Annotated in this window: 12 protein-coding genes; 10 read left to right on the top strand and 2 right to left on the bottom strand. The window is 56.4% G+C overall.

The genetic code is table 11. The features are described from left to right. Window positions 1-48: 48 nt before the first annotated feature. Window positions 49-756, top strand: a complete 708-nt coding sequence (gene bioD, locus H6F46_RS17320) for a dethiobiotin synthase (protein ID WP_190356018.1) — start codon at window positions 49-51, stop codon at window positions 754-756. A gap of 13 nt (window positions 757-769) precedes the next feature. Here bioD and H6F46_RS17315 read toward each other — a convergent pair whose 3' ends face one another. Next, window positions 770-2,992, bottom strand: a complete 2,223-nt coding sequence (locus tag H6F46_RS17315) for a sensor histidine kinase (RefSeq protein WP_190356017.1) — start codon at window positions 2,990-2,992, stop codon at window positions 770-772. A 464-nt stretch (window positions 2,993-3,456) separates the two neighbouring features. Here H6F46_RS17315 and H6F46_RS17310 point away from each other — a divergent pair, with 464 nt between their 5' ends. Beyond that, window positions 3,457-4,146, top strand: coding sequence for a metal-binding protein (locus tag H6F46_RS17310; RefSeq protein ID WP_190356016.1), 690 nt, complete (start codon window positions 3,457-3,459; stop codon window positions 4,144-4,146). Here the strand turns inward: H6F46_RS17310 and H6F46_RS17305 are convergent. Further along, window positions 4,141-5,388: a competence/damage-inducible protein A gene (locus tag H6F46_RS17305; RefSeq protein WP_190356015.1), complete on the bottom strand. Its 1,248-nt coding sequence runs from the start codon at window positions 5,386-5,388 to the stop codon at window positions 4,141-4,143. The two genes, H6F46_RS17310 and H6F46_RS17305, sit on opposite strands and share 6 nt — an antisense overlap. Before the next feature lie 647 nt (window positions 5,389-6,035). Here H6F46_RS17305 and trxA point away from each other — a divergent pair. The 8 genes from trxA to H6F46_RS17265 all read left to right on the top strand — a co-directional run bounded on the left by trxA (window position 6,036) and on the right by H6F46_RS17265 (window position 15,029). Then, window positions 6,036-6,353 carry a thioredoxin gene (gene trxA / locus H6F46_RS17300; protein ID WP_099532169.1) on the top strand — a complete coding sequence of 106 codons (318 nt, stop codon included), beginning with the start codon at window positions 6,036-6,038 and terminating at the stop codon, window positions 6,351-6,353. Window positions 6,354-6,448: 95 nt separating this feature from the next. Beyond that, window positions 6,449-9,259 (top strand): CBS domain-containing protein, encoded by a 2,811-nt coding sequence (locus H6F46_RS17295; RefSeq protein ID WP_190356014.1) that lies wholly within the window; start codon window positions 6,449-6,451, stop codon window positions 9,257-9,259. 129 nt (window positions 9,260-9,388) lie between these two features. Continuing rightward, window positions 9,389-10,234, top strand: coding sequence for a hypothetical protein (locus H6F46_RS17290; protein ID WP_190356013.1), 846 nt, complete (start codon window positions 9,389-9,391; stop codon window positions 10,232-10,234). Between the two features lie 284 nt (window positions 10,235-10,518). Beyond that, a complete protein-coding gene (locus H6F46_RS17285; RefSeq protein ID WP_099532172.1) occupies window positions 10,519-10,842 on the top strand; it encodes a DUF6825 family protein in 324 nt (107 codons plus the stop codon). A gap of 28 nt (window positions 10,843-10,870) precedes the next feature. Next, window positions 10,871-12,553, top strand: a complete 1,683-nt coding sequence (locus H6F46_RS17280; RefSeq protein WP_347278355.1) for an AarF/ABC1/UbiB kinase family protein — start codon at window positions 10,871-10,873, stop codon at window positions 12,551-12,553. 152 nt (window positions 12,554-12,705) lie between these two features. Continuing rightward, on the top strand, window positions 12,706-13,572 hold the full coding sequence (locus tag H6F46_RS17275; RefSeq protein ID WP_099532174.1) for a PP2C family serine/threonine-protein phosphatase: 867 nt from the start codon (window positions 12,706-12,708) through the stop codon (window positions 13,570-13,572). Between the two features lie 505 nt (window positions 13,573-14,077). Beyond that, window positions 14,078-14,680, top strand: a complete 603-nt coding sequence (locus H6F46_RS17270; protein ID WP_242028019.1) for a pentapeptide repeat-containing protein — start codon at window positions 14,078-14,080, stop codon at window positions 14,678-14,680. Window positions 14,681-14,789: 109 nt separating this feature from the next. Further along, window positions 14,790-15,029 (top strand): Nif11-like leader peptide family natural product precursor, encoded by a 240-nt coding sequence (locus tag H6F46_RS17265; RefSeq protein ID WP_099532175.1) that lies wholly within the window; start codon window positions 14,790-14,792, stop codon window positions 15,027-15,029. The last annotated feature ends 68 nt before the right edge of the window (window positions 15,030-15,097 follow it).

Genomic DNA, 15,097 nt, shown 5'->3' with positions numbered 1-15,097 from the left:
GTAGTGCTGAAGCCGATGGAAGCACGCTAAACCAACAGGAGAATGGGGATGAGTGAAAGACGACCGCAGCAACTGGCGATCGCGGGGAGCGATACGGAAGTGGGCAAAACGGTCTTTGTGCTGGCATTGGCGGCCTATTGGCAGCAGCATTGTCAGAAACAAGGGGCCTTGGGCCTGCTGAAACCGGTACAGTCCGGGGAGGGCGATCGGGAAATTTATGGGGAATTGTTTGCGGATTTGAATCAAAGCCCCGAATCCTTTAATCCCATTCGGCTGCAGGCTCCCTTGGCTCCCCCGATCGCGGCGGAACGGGAAGGCAAAACGATCGACCTGGCCTTGGCCTGGCAAGCTCTGCAAACCCTCCAGAGCGATCGCTCCTTCATTTTGATTGAAGGGGCCGGAGGCTTGGGGTCGCCGGTCACTTGGGAGTTGACCTTTGCGGATGTGGTGGCCGCTTGGCGGTTGCCGTTGGTGTTGGTGGTGCCGGTCAAGTTGGGGGCGATCGCCCAAACGGTGGCGAATGTGGCCCTGGCTCGTCAATTCCAAATTCCGCTGCGGGGCATTGTCCTGAATGAAGTGACGGCCGTGAGCGCGGCCGATCGAGAAGCTTTGGCCCCCATCGGCCTGATTGAAAGCCTGACCCATGTGCCGGTGCTGGGCTATTTGCCCCACGTGGACAATTGGCGCGATCGCGCGGCCCTGGCCGCAGCGGCGGCACACCTGAACCTGGAGCCATTGGGCATCAGCCCCTATTGAAGTGGCTGATCAATCAGGCAGAAGTGGCGGCGCTAGCGATGTCTCTGGTGATCGGCAGTTTAATTTCAAAGGTTGTGCCGTGGTGGGGAATCGATCGACAGTCGATCGAGCCGTAGTGACGCTCCACAATAATTTGATAGGCGATCGCCATGCCCAATCCTGTGCCTTTGCCAACGGGCTTGGTGGTATAGAACGGGTCAAATAATTTGGCGCGGGTCACCTCATTCATACCAATACCGTTGTCGGTAATTTCAATTTTGATCCAAGACAAATTGAGGGTTTGGGTCGTGATCGTCAGGGTGGGTAATTCTTGGGCCGGGGGAGCCGTTTGCCAGCGTTCTTCGATCGCATCAATGGCATTGACCAACAGATTAATTAGAACCTGATCAATTTGCCCGATCGTGCAGTCAATGGCAGGTAAGGAGCCATTTTGACGAATGATATTGAGATCGGGTTTTAGCTCCTGAATCCGATGGCTCAAGATCATCAAAACCCGATCGATGGACTCGTGGAGGCTGGCCGGTTCCTTGGCTTCGGTGGTGACGTGAGAATAGATTCTGAGGGATTTCACAATTTCCCGAATTCGATTGGTTCCCACGCGCATGGAGGTAAGCAGCTTGGGAAAATCATCGGCAATGTAATCTAAATCAAGGGTCTCGGGATGGGCGATCGGGACGAAATGAGGGGTTTTGGAATATTGCTGGTTGTGGCGATCGATCCTCTCTTGGTAAGCAATCACGGCTTCTAAAAGTTCCGTGGCATATTCCGAAGCGTGATGCAAATTGCCATGGACAAAGCTCACGGGATTATTAATTTCGTGGGCGATTCCGGCCACCAATTGCCCTAAGCTGGATAGTTTTTCGCTTTGGATGAGGTGGGCTTGGGCTTCTTGCAGTTCTTGAAGGGCCGTTTCTAAATCTTCAGTGCGATCTTGCAGGGCCAAGCGAGATTCCTGAAGCTGTTGGTTGCTGTAAATCACTTGGTTAAGGAGCGATTCTTGCACCACCACTCGCCGAATATTGTTGAAAAGATAGGCGGCAATGCTGGCGGTGAGGCTTAAGCCCACGAGAAAGGCCGCGATGCTGTTAGGAAACAGGAAGGGCGAAAAAATTTGATGGGGCAAAACGAGCAGGGACATTTCCCGATCGCCCACGTTAATGGATTGGGTGCAAATGTCCCAAGGGCCTTTCCAAGGACACCGCAAGGCCTGCTGGGCCCCAACAGTCCAAGGGGCTGTGCTAGCGATCGGGAGGATGCGATCGAAGCTACTGGGATTGGCTAACTGGGATTGCAAATAATCCACCGGACGATCAAACAGGAAAATATCCAAATCCAACACGCCCGTTTGTCCACGGGTGAGGTGGAGCGATCGGGTAATTTCCGTTTGGGTCACAAACCAACCCTGGTCGGTTCCCTGCACCGTCAGCAGCCGAGGATCCGGATTGGACACAATCATCGTCAAGGGCCGCTGAAAGGACTGGGCCCGCTTCAGCCAACTGTTGAGGGCTGGGGGGATGGTTGCTCGCTGACCGGATTGCCGACCGCTAAGGGACTGAATGCCTTGCCCCAGTTGAAATTGAACATAGGGCCCCGTTTGAGGATCGGCCTGAATCCAGGCCGTATCAGCCGTGTTGGCCACGTCGGACAAAAGGTTTTGGCTGATGGATTGAAATTCGGCGGCCGAGGCGGGGCGACGGCGATCGAACATCAAAGCCCCGGCGCGGGTGGTGCGGGTAATTTGTTCTAAATCATCACGGAGATTGTTGCCCAATTGTTGGGTTTGCTGTTGCAGTTGGGCGCGGGCTTGGGCCAAGTCCCGATCGGCCGCCCAGTTGGCCGCCCAGGCCGACAGACCCACTCCCACCAACAAGGCAATGGCAACGGGCCCGTAACGACGATAGGGAACAGGTGTTAGCGATGGGGCAGGGGGTGGGGGTGGCGCAGATCCCGGCCGATCGGTTCGACGAGCAGCGACAGGCATGATTAAGCAAGAGGGTGTCAAGGGAGTGGTGTTGAGGTGGGTGTTGAGGTGGGTGTTTTGAAACGGGAGATGAGCTGGGGTGACGGTCAACCATTCGGTGGCTTGTGTGGGCCCATGGCTCCAGCGATCGATTGGCTCCGAGGTGGAAGGGGCGGGGGCTTGACGGAGGTGAAACAGCCTCCAGAAACGCTCTGGCCAGCGCGTGGCACTTGACGGTAACTTCTTCACAATCAAAAACTTGCTGATTGGATCCATCCCGATAGGGAACGATCGCGGGTGAGGGTTAGTGGGGCCAACGGTCAAAAATTGGTGATGGGGCCATGGTTTGGGGGCAACGAATCAAGTCACCGCCCTGAGAGCCAGTGAGTGACCCGCTGGCGGCTGTAGCGATTGACACCCTGATCTTCATCCTAATTGAGAATAAGTTTTAATAAATAATTGACTTGATTACAATTTTCAAATTTCAGATGCTGAATTCATAAGCACAGCGTAATTCTGTGCTGAGTCTTAATCGCGTTTAATGGAAAGAAGCGCGATCCGCTGCCCGATCGCTTGCCAGGGCTGGCTCCTGTGGCTCAAGATGGGCCTAGTTTCGGTTCAATAACTGGCTTTATGGCTGGTTTTATGGCTGGTTCGATGGCTGGTGTGGATCAGCCTGATTTTGGTTGATCAGCTTTTTTAGATATTGCTCTCGTTATCAGCATTTGCGCCCTGTCCCTATGGCTGCCGGATTGGTTCACGATCGAATCACGATCAACACGGCCGGGATTTGGTTCTTGGTGGGATTGGGGGTGACGACGGATTTCGGGTTGGCGGCTGCGAGCGCGATCGGCTGTGTGGTGGGGGGCTATTGGCTCAGCCCAGACCTGGATATTCGATCGCACCCATTCCAACGTTGGGGCCCGCTGCGTATCATTTGGATTCCTTACCAAAAACTGATTCGCCACCGCTCCACCTGGTCTCACGGGCCGCTGATTGGCACGACCTTACGGGTGCTGTATTTGGTGATCGCCCTGGGGCTGGGATGGTTGCTGCTGTTAGGATTGGCGGCGATCGGGTTTTCCCTGTTGGGTGGGGCCGATCGCTATGCCAGCTTTGAGGCGGTCACCTTGGCCCAAACCCGGGCGATCGGTCAATGGCTGTGGGTTGATCAATTCCCGTTTTTGGTGGCGGGTTTTGTGGGGCTGGAGGTGGGGGCCCTGTCTCATATTGCAACGGATCATCTCAGCTCTTGGCAAAAGCGACGCGCCCGCCGGGCCAAGCGATCGACCAGCCAAGCCCGAGGTCGATCGCCCGGTGCTCGCACCCCATCTCGCCAACCAACTCGCAACCGTCGATCGCGCAGCGGCCCAACTCGCAACCCCCAACCTAAACGAACCAAACGGACAACAAATCGGCCAATCTCATAGCCAGCGGCGACGCAAGAAATCCAAAGCGGTGCAGGCGCTCACGTGGCGGATCCATTCCCGATCGCGCTGGATCCCGAGGCGCATTTCATGGGTGGTGACCCCACCGGGCCCGGCAATGCCCGCATAGACCAGGCCCACGGGCTTTGCCTCGCTGCCACCGCCGGGCCCCGCCACCCCGGTGATACTGATGGCCCAGGTGCTGCCGAGGCGCTCTCGTGCCCCGATCGCCATTTCCTTTGCTGTTTCGTGGCTGACGGCTCCGAAGCGATCCAGCGTTTCCGCCGAAACCCCCAACAGGGCTGTTTTGATCCGGTTGTCGTAGGCAATGATGCCACCGAGGAAGTAGGCGGAGCTGCCGGCCACCGCCGTCAACAACTGCCCCAAGCCGCCACCGGTGCAGGACTCCGCCACTGCCAGGGTTTCGCCTCGGTCTTGGAGCGATCGACCCACCACGATCGGCAACGTATCCTGATCCAAGCCATAGCAATCGGGCCCCACCCGATCGCGAATTTGCGCCACCATCGGCTCAATTTTGGCCAGGGCTTCGGCCGCCGTGGCTCCACAGGCCGACACCCGCAACTTCACCGATCCTCGGTTGGCATAGGGAGCCACCGTTGGATCCGAACTGGCTAAATAGTCTGCCACCCGTTCCGCCAAGGCCGATTCGGAAATGCCCCAAAACTTCAGGGTTTGGGAGACGATCGTTTGGTGCGACCACCCATGATCTCGCAGGTAAGGCACGGCCACTTCCGCCCACATGGTGCGCATTTCGCTGGGCACACCGGGAAAGGTCATCAACAATAACTCCGGAACCGGTTGCCAAATCATGCCCGGAGCCGTGCCCACTCGGTTGGTCAAAATGGCCGCACCGGCCGGCAGCAAGGCCTGCTTGCGATTGCTGGGAACCATGGTGCGGCCGCGCTGGGCAAATTTTTGTTCAATGTCGGCAATGACGGCCGGATGTTCCACCAGGGGCACATCGAAAAACTGGGCGATCGTTTCGGTGGTTAGGTCATCGGGCGTGGGGCCCAGGCCACCCGTAAACAGCAAAATGCGCGATCGTTGGCAAGCGGTAGCGATCGCCCGTTGCAGGCGTTGGGGATTGTCGCCAACCACCGTTTGGTAATAGTGGGGAATGCCCAATGCCGCCAGTTGTTGGGCCAAAAACTGAGCATTACCATTGAGAATGTCGCCAAGCAACAGCTCAGTGCCGACACAAATAATTTCAGCGCTGGGGGTCATTGTGCCAAGCTCCGCACAGGATCAAACCAGGATCAAACGAGGATCACCGAACCATTCAACCATCAAGGCGACACTGAGTCAGTCCCAACTGATCAGACCTAATTGATTAGGCCCATCCGTCAATCATCATCTCGAACTTTGCCCTTAACAGATCGTGGGACAAGGGGCAAAACAAGTGCTGGAACAAGTGCTGGGACAAGGGGTTTAAACCTTTTGCCTGATCATGGGTCTGATCATGATTGGAGCAAGACGGTCAAATGCTCTGGCCCTCGGCTTTGCTCTCAAACTTTCGCCTTAATTTTCGCCTTAATTGATTGCGAATGAATCGCGTGAATGATTAATTCTCAGTCTAAGCTTGATTAGCCCTCGATCAACAGGGGCAAATCGGTTCCATTGTAGCGCTGAAATTTTCAGGTTCCAAGCCATTTCAAGCCGATGTTCTCTCGGTTTTTTCGCGATTTCATCTTAAATGAGAAATTGAAATGAGAAATTGAAATGAGAAATTGAGAACCACTCGATCAATCTTGGCCAATTTGACCCAAAAATGGAGTGGCGATCGACTGGGTTTGCTTGGGACTTGCGATCACCAATCATTGCGATCATTGGGATTTTCTCTAAATAATTACCCCTGCCTAAGGAGGAGAGCCATGGCGACATCGAAAGAATTCACGAGTTTTGATGCCATGATTCAGGAAGCTGAAAAACCCGTTCTTGTGGACTTTTATGCCACTTGGTGCGGCCCTTGCCAACTGTTATCGCCTGTGTTGGAGGAGGTGAGTGTGCGGCTGCATGATCACCTGCAAGTGGTGAAGATTGATGCCGATCGCTACCCGGATTTGGCAACTCAACACCAGGTGACAGCCTTGCCGACGCTGATTTTGTTCAAGGATGGCCAGGCGATCGATCGAATCGAAGGGTTTATGAAGGCGGATCAGCTCATTGCCCACTTAGAGCGCAAACTTTAGGGCGAAAACTTTAGGACGCAAACTGAGCTAGAGGGGCCCATAACCAAAGGGGCAATCATCAGGGCCAATAACGATTTCGAGATGGGCTGCAATCAATGGATCTCGTGTTGTGCCACATGACGGTGGATTTTGATGCCCTGGGGGCGGCGGTGGGCTGGGCCTGCCTGCACCCGGGGGCCAAAATTGTGCTGGCGGGTGGCGTGCATCCGGGAGTGCAGGCGTTTTTGGCGCTCCATCGTGATGAGTATCCTTTGATTGAGCGGCGATCGGTGGATCCGAAGCGAATTCGATCGCTCGTGGTGGTGGATACCCAACAGCGCGATCGACTGGGGAAGTTGGCGGAATGGCTGGACTTGCCCCAGCTAAACTCGATCGCCCTCTATGACCATCATTTGGGTGCGGTGGGAGATATTCCCGCCACCCAACAACAAATCGAAGCGGTGGGGGCCACCACCACCCTGATGGTGGAGCAATTGCAACGGGCTGGCGACTTGCAGCGGCCCCTCACACCGGCTGAGGCAACGGTGATGGCCTTGGGGATCCATGTGGATTCCGGATCTTTGACCTATGAAACTGCAACGGCGCGGGATGCGGCTGCTCTGGCTTGGTTAATGGCCCAAGGAGCGAGCGTCAGCGCCATTGCCACCTATTTGGATCCGAGTTTGTCGCCCCTGTTGCAACGGCTGTTGGCCGAGGCGATCGACCAGGTACATGGCCACCCGGAACAAACCCAAGTGGTGGCCGGGGCCCGCCTAACCTGGGTGTTGCTGACGGCAGATCAATACGTGCCCGGTCTGTCAACGGTGGCTGCGCGGTTGGTGGACACGATCGGGGCCGATAGTTTGCTGTTGGGCACGCTCTACAGCACCCGAGAGGGGTCTCGTGGCCAGCGGCTGTCTCTGGTGGGCCGATCACGGTTGGTGGGCCCGGACTGGGGAGCATTGTTGGCTCCTTGGGGGGGTGGCCATGCCCAAGCGGCGGCGGGTACGGTGCATTGGGATTCAGAGCCAGCGGAGCCGATCGAACCGGCGACGACCTTGTTGAAATCACTGATGGCGGCCTTTGCGGCTCAGTTGCCCCATCCTCCGATCGCGCGGGATTTGATGTCGTCACCCGTGCGGACGATTTTGCCGGAAACCTCGATCGACGAAGCCCAGCGGATTTTGTTGCGCTATGGCCATTCCGGCCTGTCCGTGGTCGATCGGGGTGGGCAGTTGGTGGGGATTGTGTCCCGGCGAGATTTGGACATTGCGCTGCACCACGGGTTTCACCATGCCCCCGTCAAGGGCTACATGACCACCCAGCTCAAAACCATCGCCCCGGAAACGACCCTAGCGGCCATCGAAGCCCTGATGGTGACCTATGACATTGGCCGGCTCCCGGTGCTCGATCAGGGGCAACTGGTGGGGATTGTGACCCGTACCGATGTGTTGCGCCGGTTCCATCGCGATCGACAGCAACAGCCCACCCATGCCTTGTCAGACCCGATCGAGGTGGTCGGGAATTTTTGCCCCTTGCTGTCTCGGCTCACTCCGCCCTTGCGACAACTGCTCGATCGGGCAGCGGATTTGGCCCAGGCCAAGGGCTGGCAACTTTACCTGGTGGGAGGCGGGGTGCGCGATTTGCTCCTGAGTGACGCGGCCCAGGCGCTTCACCTGTCAGATTTGGACTTGGTGGTGGATGGTTGCCATCAACCCCGGGCGCATCCTCCAGAGGACTCAGCAGCCATCGCGCCAGACACCGGAGCCGCTGTGGGCTTGGCCCAAGCTCTGGCCCAGGACTATCCCGGGGTGCGCTTACAAGTCCATGGGCAATTTCAAACGGCCGCCCTGTTGTGGCATCGAGATCCGCTGTTCGATTCCCTGTGGGTGGACATTGCCACGGCGCGCACGGAGTTTTATCCCTATCCAGCGGCGAATCCGGAAGTGGAAGCCAGTTCTATTCAACAGGATTTGTATCGGCGCGATTTTACGGTGAATGCGTTGGCGGTGCGGCTGACGGAACCCAATCCCGGTGAGGTGCTGGACTTTTTTGGGGGCATGGTGGATTTGGGCGATCGGCTGGTGCGGGTGCTCCATGCCAACAGCTTCATTGAGGATCCCACACGGATCTATCGAGCGGTGCGGTTTGCGGTCAAGTTGGGATTCACGATCGAAGCCCAAACAGAGCGCTACATCCGCTATGCCATGGCTCAACTGTCGCCGCTGGAGGGGCAGCGCCGTCAACCTGCCCTGGAAACTCGTTTGAAAGCCGAGCTGAAATATATTTTGCAGACGGATTTTTGGTTGCCGGCCCTGGATTTGCTCGATCGCCTGGAGGCCTTACGTTGCATTCACCCTACGCTGAAACTGACCCGATCGCTTCGGCAGGCGGTGCGGTGGGTGGCCTGGGTTTGGGCGGCCGGGGTGTTGGCTTGGGGGGATGATCGGGCGGTGGCCGGTCTCCATCGTTGGGAACTGTTGCTGGAAACCTTGTTGGCCAGCTTGGCCCCGGGCGATCGAGCTGAGGTGGCACGCCGCCTACAACTCACCGAAGCCAGCATTCAACGACTCGATCAACTGGCGATCGCGGAAACCACCTTGCCCGCAAAATTGGCCCAATGCGATCGCCCCAGCGACCAAGTGCGGGTCTTGGAATCCTGGAGCCGACCGCTGCTGTTGTTGGTCAGTCTCCACAGCGATCGGGTGACCCGGCGGCAAATTTGGCAATACCTCACCCGCCTGAGCCAAGTGACCAGCCCTTTGAATGGCAAAGATCTGCAACAGTTGGGCTATGCACCGGGTAAGCAATTTCGAGAAATTTTGGGCCAGTTGCGGGGAGCCTGTTTGGATCGGCTGGTGGGCGATCGCACCGAAGCGATCACTTGGGTGAAAACCCACTATCCGCCACAAAGTCCGGTGGGCTGAGGCTTCGGGGGCGATCGCAACCCAGGGCTAGGGCCGCAATTGTTGTGAATCTTTACGAAAGAAAAACTCTTGACTTATTCTTAAGAGTTGAAGCGGCATCCACCCCTCTCCGATGCCCCGAGGTTTGCTTTGAACCCTTCTTCTCCCCAACCGCAACGAAGCCGCTGGATTGCTCCCTTGTTTTTGGTTACCGCTGCCTGTGCTTCCATGCTTGGCGCGGGAGCGGTGGCCGTTGTGCGATCCGGCGAAATGAACCTCTTCGGCATTCGGTTCGAGTCCCCCCCAATCCTGAACTGGTTGGCGGGAGAAGAGCAGTCCTTCCCGCCGCGTGAAGGTTGGCCGGTCTCCAAAACCGCTGAACAGGAGTTGGATCCAGCCGATCCCAGCATTCCTGACCTAGTGCTGCAGCAAATTCGCAGCCATCCTCACCGGGATAGTTCAGCGGCGATTCGCAGCCAACGCATTGCCCCGATCGAGCGGCCCGTGCGCAACAACCCTCGACCAGCGGAGTCCACCGCCGATCGCGCGCCCCTGGCCAGCCCCAGCCCCTTGGATAATCCTGATGGCAACGCGCCACCGACCGACAGCACACCGCTGGTAGATCCCTCCGGTGGCAATTCGGGCACGGCCAACCCAGCAACCGATCGTCCTGATCGCCCTGATCGCTCCAGTTCGGGCGATCGCGGTTCAACGGTCGATCGCTCACCGTCGGGAACCAGCACCCCCGAACCGGCCACTAACTCAGCCCCCTCAGAAACCCGCCCCGCGCCCGATCGCCCCGCCAACCCCGAGCCGCGACCCGTCACAGAACGCCGACCGACCACAGAGCGCCGCCCCGCGCCAGAGCCGGCCGCCGTTGAGCGTCGCCCCAGCGGTGGCAGCTCCAGCGCCCCAGCCAGCGGCGGGGCATCCGGTGCTAGCAACGGGGGCAGCGCTGGCAGTGGTTCCGCCCCAGACAGCAGCAGCACACCCTAGAGGCATGGCATACCCTGGCTGCGAGTTCTGCGCCCTTGATCTTGATCCCTGATCTTGATCTCTAATTTTGATCCCTGACTAAGCCGCAGGCGCGAATCCCCAGCCAGCCCTAAACTGCTCATGCCAAACCTGCCAGCCCAAAACCACCACGCTATAATTCAGAGCGGTCGCGGTAGCCCGCTCCGGCATTGCCTAAAAGCGATTATGCGCGCACCCTAGCTCTCAACTAACGCTTGACCTCCTGATCCCCGATCGCCTTCCCAGTACTTTCACCCGCGAGTTTCATGAGTAACCCGCTTGTCCATGCCTTCTTTGTTGGTCGCGCGATCGCTGAAGTGGTAAACGAACAAATCGAGCGAACTGCCACCGATTGGTTGAGCGAGCTTGGGAAGTTCGATGCCGAACAGCGGGAAAACCTGCGCCAACTGGTTGAAGAGGCCCTGGCCAGGGCCCAACAGGCCGAAGCCGCCGCCACCAACGGACGCACCAGCAGCAGCAGCGCTTCCGGCGGCGACGACGTGCAAGCTGAACTCGATGATCTGCGAGCCGAAATTGCCCGCCTCAGGTCAGAGATTAAGCAATACCGCAGCGAAGCCAACCCAAGCTAGAGTCGAGACGCACCGCACGGAGTCGAGGGTGAAAACGTACGACAGCAAAGCTTACCGATGGAACCGCGAGCGGTACTCCCGCCCCCGCCGCTTTATTGATATCTGGACTTTTGTCACCCTTTGGCTGTTGTGGCTTTGGATTGATACCAAGCCCTGGAGCTATCGCGGAGGCATGACGGAGGCCAAACAAAAGGCCCGCCGCCGCCAACAGGCCATTTGGGTGCGCGATACGCTGCTCCAGTTGGGGCCCACGTTCATCAAAGTGGGTCAACTGTTTTCGACGCGCGCTGACCTGTTCCCTGCGGAATATGTGGAGGAACTGTCGAAGCTGCAAGACCGCGTACCAGCCTTCGGCTATGACCAAGTGGAATCGATCGTTCGCCAAGACTTGGGCAAGCCGGTGCAGGAACTTTTCCAGAGCTTTGACCCCATTCCTCTGGCGGCCGCCAGTTTGGGCCAAGTTCATAAGGCTCAACTGCGATCGGGCGAAGAAGTGGTGGTGAAGGTGCAGCGCCCGGGCCTGAAAAAGCTGTTCCAAATCGATTTGGCCATTCTGAAGGGCATTGCTCGCTATTTCCAAAACCATCCCCGTTGGGGCCCCGGTCGGGATTGGTTGGGCATCTATGAAGAATGCTGCCGGATTTTGTACGAGGAAATTGATTATCTAAACGAAGGACGCAATGCCGATCGCTTCCGGCGGAACTTTCGCCATGCGGATTGGGTGCGTGTACCCAAGGTTTTTTGGCGCTATTGCTCACCTCGGACGATTGTTTTGGAATATGTCCCCGGCATCAAAATCAGCCACTACGAGGCCCTGGAAGCGGCAGGCCTTGATCGATCGACCCTGGCCGAATTGGGAGCCAGGGCCTACCTGGAGCAAATCCTTGAAGGGGGCTTTTTCCACGCGGATCCTCACCCGGGCAACTTGGCGGTGAGTCCAGATGGATCGCTGATTTTCTATGACTTCGGGATGATGGGGCAGATTAATGCCAATGTGCGCACGGGGTTAATGGAAACCTTCTTTGGCATTGCCCAAAAGAATGGTGAACGGGTGATGAACTCCCTGATTGCGCTGGGGGCGCTGCAACCGACCGGAGACACGGGGCCCGTCCGCCGATCGATCCAGTACATGCTGGACAACTTCATGGACAAACCCTTTGAAACCCAGTCCGTGACCGCCATCAGCGATGATCTGTATGAAATCGCCTATGGCCAGCCTTTTCGGTTCCCGGCGACATTTACCTTCGTGATGCGGGCATTTTCAACCTTGGAAGGGGTAGGCAAGGGCCTAGATCCTGAGTTTAATTTTATGGAGGTCGCTAAACCCTACGCGATGCAACTGATGAATGGAAATCAACCGGAGGCTGCCGGAGACTTGCTGGGCGAGTTAGGTCGCCAGGCAGCGCAAATGAGTTCAACGGCCTTGGGTTTGCCGCGTCGCATTGATGACACGATCGAAAAGCTCGATCGGGGTGACCTGCGCTTGCGAGTGCGGGCCACGGAAACCGATCGCGTATTGCGTCGCCTGAGCAACGCCCAAGTAGCCACCAATTACTCAATCCTGACTGGTAGCTTTGCCCTCTGTAGTGCCATCTTGGTGGGCACAGGATACGGATGGTTTGCAGTGATTCCCGGTGGCATCGGCCTCCTCCCCGCGATCGCCCTCTTGCGCTTGCTGCGGCGGATGGATCGCTATGAGAAGATGTTCTAAAGCTCTAGGGGTTTGAGGGGTGACACCCCTTATTCTCTGACGCGCTCCATGGCAAACCAAGCTCGATAGACCGCGATCGCTGCCACCCGCGCTCAGCGTTCGGTTGGCTGCCAATCCTGATTGCCCCTGTTCTACCCCCGTCCCGTTCGCCCATGAAGTTTCGAGCCTCGGGATTGACCGATCGCGGAATGCTGCGAAGTGTCAATCAAGATAATTTGTTTGTCGATCCTGAAGGTCGGTTATTCATCGTTGCGGATGGAATGGGCGGCCATGCGGGCGGACAGGAAGCTAGCCGCATTGCAATTGAAGTGGTTAGCCAAGTGATCCTGCAAGCTTGGGAATCAGAGGCTTCCTCGCCGGCCCTGTTGGAAGTGGCGATCGAGAAAGCCAACGATGCCATTTTGGATGACCAAGTGCGCCATCCGGAACGGGCCGAAATGGGCACGACGATCGTGGCGATTATGCATCGCGATGATCAGTGGTGGCAGGTGCATGTGGGTGACTCGCGCCTCTATCGATCGCGGGAGCAACACCTATTGCAACTGACCAAAGATCACACCTGGGTGGCCCGGGCCGTTGAAAGCGGCGACCTGAGCCAAGAACAGGCCCGATCGCACCCCTGGCGACATGTGTTGATGCAATGCCTGGGACGGCGAGAGCTGGAGCTAGTGGAAATTTATCCCCTTGAGTTCCGATTGGGGGATCAACTGCTGCTCTGTAGTGACGGTCTCACGGAGGAATTATCCGACTCCGAAATCTTGCATCATCTTTGCCAAATGCCTTCGGCCCACCAGCTCGATCAGTTGGTGGAACGTCTGGTGCAGTCGGCCAAAGATCGCGGCGGTCGTGACAACATCACCGTTGTGCTTGTGGCTAGCGAAAGCACTGAAGAAGATGAAGAAGAGGAGTTTATTCCCCTTGGCCCCGTGGACGATGAACCGTCCGAGGGCATGATTGATGAAACCCTGCCTTTCCCAACGGATGATGATTTTCCACCGGAGCTTGCACCCCTGAGTTAATTGCTCTGAGTTGCTGACCCTCGGCGAATGAACCTGAGTGAATTGTTTTCAAGTCAATTGCTCTAGCGAGATGATCATCAAATTGATTCGCCTGGGTGAATGATCCTGCATTAATCCTGAGTTGATCGCTACTGATCGCTACTGATCGTTATTGATCGCTGTTACGTGAATCACCCTCCGTTTGCAGTCTAGCGATCGGGTGTCTTCAAGCAAAGATTGGTGGCGATGAGTCGCTGATCTGAGATTGAGACCGTTTAGTTTCCCTTGGCATGTTGAGGGCGATCGAGTCACAATTCTTTGATTAATTTAAGCTTGGTTTCTGATCCCTAGGTTTGGTAATCTCCTAGAAACTGCCTGCACAGTGTAAACCAAGTCTAAGTTGGTATTTCATGGCTCAAATCTCTGATTCGAGATTAATGCTTGAAACCTTTGATTTTGGTCGTTGTGAATAATTCATGAAAGGCAGGATCTTGTACATAGAGATTGAACTTGGGAGTTTTCAGTGATGTTAAAAATTCCTGTGCAAATGACGCAAGCCGACAAAACTCAGCCTAGAAACCTTGATGCTCATCCCGATCGAGTCAGGGCGATCGCCCCTGCAATTCGTCGGGCTTGGCGGCGATGGGTTGTGCTACCACTGCTGGCATTGAGTTTGGGGCTAACCTTGCTGGCTAGTTGGTGTGGATTGGCGGAACCCGCTTGGGCAGAAAATTACAACCGATTCTCGTTGGTGGGCGCAGACTTTTCCAATCAGGATCTCCGCGATGATGACTTCACCAAAGCCAATCTGCGAGAAGCAAACTTTCATAACGCTAATCTTGAAGGGGTTCGCTTCTTTGCCGCAAACTTAGAATCAGCAGATTTGAGCGGTGCAAACTTACGAAATTCCACCCTTGATTCAGCCCGGTTAGTCAATGCAAATTTGACCAACGCGGTGTTAGAAGGAGCCTTCGCCGCCAGCATTAATATTCCCGGTGTCAAAATCACGGGAGCGGACTTTACCGATGTGTTGTTGCGATCGGACACCTTAGACAAGCTTTGCGCGGTGGCGGATGGGGTGAACCCAGTGACGGGCCGGGCCACGCGCGACACGTTGTTTTGTCCCTAAGGTTTTTCTCTCGGGTCTTTCTCTTGGGTCTTTCCCTCGGGCGATTTCCAAAGGTGTGTTCCAGAGGCCTCAAGGGTCATCCATTTTGGTGTCTTTTCGGTGCTGAGTTATGTCTATCGATAATGCCGATCGCTTCTTAATTGCCGCTGCCCAAAGCGAACAGATTCGACAATATTTCAAGTCTGTGAAAACGCCCCAAGAATTTGCCGATGTGGCCTGTCGGCTGGGTTATGAATTTAGCCCTGAGGATTTGAAAATGGCCGTTGCAGAACATAGCCAAAATGTGACCCAGCGAAGACATACGGGCGTGTGGGAATGGTTGCGCACCGTGCCCTGGATTGAACGCTAGCGATCGACTTTTGCTGTAGCTCAAACCCAGCAAATGACTCAATTCAACATGCTGGTTTAGAAAAACAA

The sequence above is a fragment of the Limnothrix sp. FACHB-1083 genome (assembly GCF_014696485.1).
Lineage (GTDB): Bacteria > Cyanobacteriota > Cyanobacteriia > CACIAM-69d > CACIAM-69d > CACIAM-69d.
This window is presented reverse-complemented; position numbering and strand designations above follow the sequence as displayed.